The 3,197-nt window shown below is 50.3% G+C and carries 2 rRNA genes; both read right to left on the bottom strand.

What is annotated here, in order from left to right:
- Positions 1–2 precede the first annotated feature (2 nt).
- A 5S ribosomal RNA gene (rrf, locus tag FC37_RS04550) occupies positions 3–119 on the bottom strand.
- A gap of 71 nt (positions 120–190) precedes the next feature.
- Positions 191–3,094 (bottom strand): 23S ribosomal RNA (locus FC37_RS04545).
- Between the last annotated feature and the right edge of the window lie 103 nt (positions 3,095–3,197).

Raw genomic sequence — 3,197 nt, 5'->3', positions numbered from 1 at the left:
GAGCACGGCAGCTTCCTTTCCTCGCAGGCAGTTGCCCACCAACTACTTTCGGCGTTAAGAAGCTTAACTTCTGTGTTCGGCATGGGAACAGGTGTATCCTTCTTGCTTTCGCCACCGTACTCTTTTGAGCTTTTACACTCAAAACTAAACATAATCTCTCGCAAAAAACCTTCTCCAGATCGCTTGGCCTTTGGTCAAGTCCTCGACTGATTAGTACTGGTCCGCTCCATTCTTCACAGAACTTCCACTCCCAGCCTATCTACCTCATCGTCTTTGAGGTGTCTTACTGCTTACGCAAAGGAAATCTCATCTTGAGGGGGGCTTCGCACTTAGATGCTTTCAGCGCTTATCCCTTCCGCACATAGCTACCCAGCGATGCTCCTGGCGGAACAACTGGTACACCAGCGGTGCGTCCATCCCGGTCCTCTCGTACTAAGGACAGCTCCTCTCAAATTTCCTACGCCCACGACGGATAGGGACCGAACTGTCTCACGACGTTCTGAACCCAGCTCGCGTGCCGCTTTAATGGGCGAACAGCCCAACCCTTGGGACCGACTTCAGCCCCAGGATGCGACGAGCCGACATCGAGGTGCCAAACCTCCCCGTCGATGTGAACTCTTGGGGGAGATAAGCCTGTTATCCCCAGGGTAGCTTTTATCCGTTGAGTGATGGCCCTTCCATACGGTACCACCAGATCACTAAGTCCTAGTTTCCTACCTGCTCGAGTTGTCTCTCTCGCAGTCAAGCTCCCTTATACCTTTACACTCTGCGAATGATTTCCAACCATTCTGAGGGAACCTTTGAGCGCCTCCGTTACACTTTAGGAGGCGACCGCCCCAGTCAAACTGCCCACCTGACACTGTCCCTGGCCTGGCTTACAGGTCGAGGTTAGAGCATCCTTCAAACAAGGGTAGTATCCCAACATTGCCTCCAGCAAAACTAGCGTCCTGCTTTCCTTGGCTCCTACCTATCCTGTACATGTTTAAAAGATACTCAATATCAAGCTACAGTGAAGCTCCATGGGGTCTTTCCGTCCTGTCGCGGGTAACCCGCATCTTCACGGGTATTATAATTTCACCGAGTCTCTCGTTGAGACAGTGCCCAAATCATTACACCTTTCGTGCAGGTCGGAACTTACCCGACAAGGAATTTCGCTACCTTAGGACCGTTATAGTTACGGCCGCCGTTTACTGGGGCTTCAATTCAAACCTTCGCTTACGCTAAGCTCTCCTCTTAACCTTCCAGCACCGGGCAGGTGTCAGCCTCTATACGTCATCTTACGATTTTGCAGAGACCTGTGTTTTTGATAAACAGTTGTTTGGGCCTATTCACTGCGGCTAACCATTCTCATGGCCAGCACCCCTTCTTCCGAAGTTACGGGGTCATTTTGCCGAGTTCCTTAACGAGAGTTCTCTCGCTCACCTTAGTGTTCTCCACTCGACTACCTGTGTCGGTTTGCGGTACGGGTATGTTCTCTCTGGCTAGAAGCTTTTCTTGGCAGTGTGACTACCACACCTTCGCTACTTTTACTTCGCTCCTCATCACGACTCGTGTTGCTGGTTAGAAGCATTTGACTCTTAACCGCACTTGTCGCTTGAACATCGTTCCATCGCGATGCGTGCTTCACCTCCTGCGTCCCTCCTTCGCTCTTAACGATTGAACACAGTACAGGAATCTCTACCTGTTATCCATCGACTACGCCTCTCGGCCTTGCCTTAGGTCCCGACTTACCCTGGGCGGACGAGCCTGCCCCAGGAAACCTTAGTCTTTCGGCGGATAGGATTCTCACCTATCTTTCGCTACTCATACCGGCATTCTCACTTCTAAGCGCTCCAATTATCCTCTCGGTTAACCTTCGCCGCACTTAGAACGCTCTCCTACCACGTACTTACGTACATCCACAGTTTCGGTACTATGCTTAGCCCCGGTAAATTTTCGGCGCAGCGCCACTCGACTAGTGAGCTATTACGCACTCTTTGAATGATGGCTGCTTCTGAGCCAACGTCCTAGTTGTCTACGCAACTCCACATCCTTTTCCACTTAGCATAGATTTGGGGACCTTAACTGGTGATCTGGGCTGTTTCCCTTTCGACTACGGATCTTATCACTCGCAGTCTGACTCCCGTGTATAGATATCTGGAATTCGTAGTTTATCTGGATTCAGTAACCCCTGACGGGCCCCTAGTCCAAACAGAGCTCTACCTCCATTATCCTCTCCACGAGGCTAGCCCTAAAGCTATTTCGGAGAGAACCAGCTATCTCCAAGTTCGTTTGGAATTTCACCGCTACCCACAACTCATCCCCGCAATTTTTAACTTACGTGGGTTCGGCCCTCCAGCGCGTTTTACCACGCCTTCAGCCTGGTCATGGGTAGGTCACTTGGTTTCGGGTCTACGTCACCTAACTTATCGCCCTCTTCAGACTCGCTTTCGCTCCGGCTCCGTCTTTTCTGACTTAACCTCGCTAGATAACGTAACTCGCCGGTTCATTCTACAAAAGGCACGCCATTGCACTTTAATGTGCTTTGACTACTTGTAGACACACGGTTTCAGGTTCTCTTTCACTCCCCTTCCGGGGTTCTTTTCACCTTTCCCTCACGGTACTGGTTCACTATCGGTCACTAATTAGTATTTAGCCTTGCGAGATGGTCCTCGCGGTTTCAACCGGGATTCCTCGTGTCCCGGCCTACTCAGGATTCTGCTAGGCGCGCTTGCAATTTCACGTACGGGGCTCTCACCCTCTCTGGCTTACCTTCCCAGATAATTCTGCTATCACTCACGCTGCCACGTCGCAGTCCTACAACCCCAAATGATAAATCACTTGGTTTGGGCTCTTTCCTCTTCGCTCGCCGCTACTAAGGAAATCGATCTTTCTTTCTCTTCCTGCAGCTACTTAGATGTTTCAGTTCACTGCGTATTCCTTTGATTGACTATCTATTCATCAATCAATAATGCATCGCTGCATTGGGTTCCCCCATTCGGACATCTCCGGATCTCTGCGTACTTACCGCTCCCCGAAGCTTTTCGTAGTTCGTCACGTCCTTCATCGGCTTTTAGTGCCTAGGCATTCACCGTGCGCCCTTTTCTACTTGACCTTACTCAAGAATTCTCTTCTCGGTCGCCTTGCAATCTGTTCTCTTTGATTGTCTCGGTTTTTTGCTTGGATTATATTCAGTTTTCAATGTACTAGCTCTTTGA

The organism is Lactobacillus gallinarum DSM 10532 = JCM 2011 (genome assembly GCF_001434975.1).
Taxonomy (GTDB): Bacteria; Bacillota; Bacilli; order Lactobacillales; family Lactobacillaceae; genus Lactobacillus; species Lactobacillus gallinarum.
The sequence above is the reverse complement of the archived record's forward strand: the minus strand, read 5'-3'. Positions and strand labels throughout refer to the sequence as shown.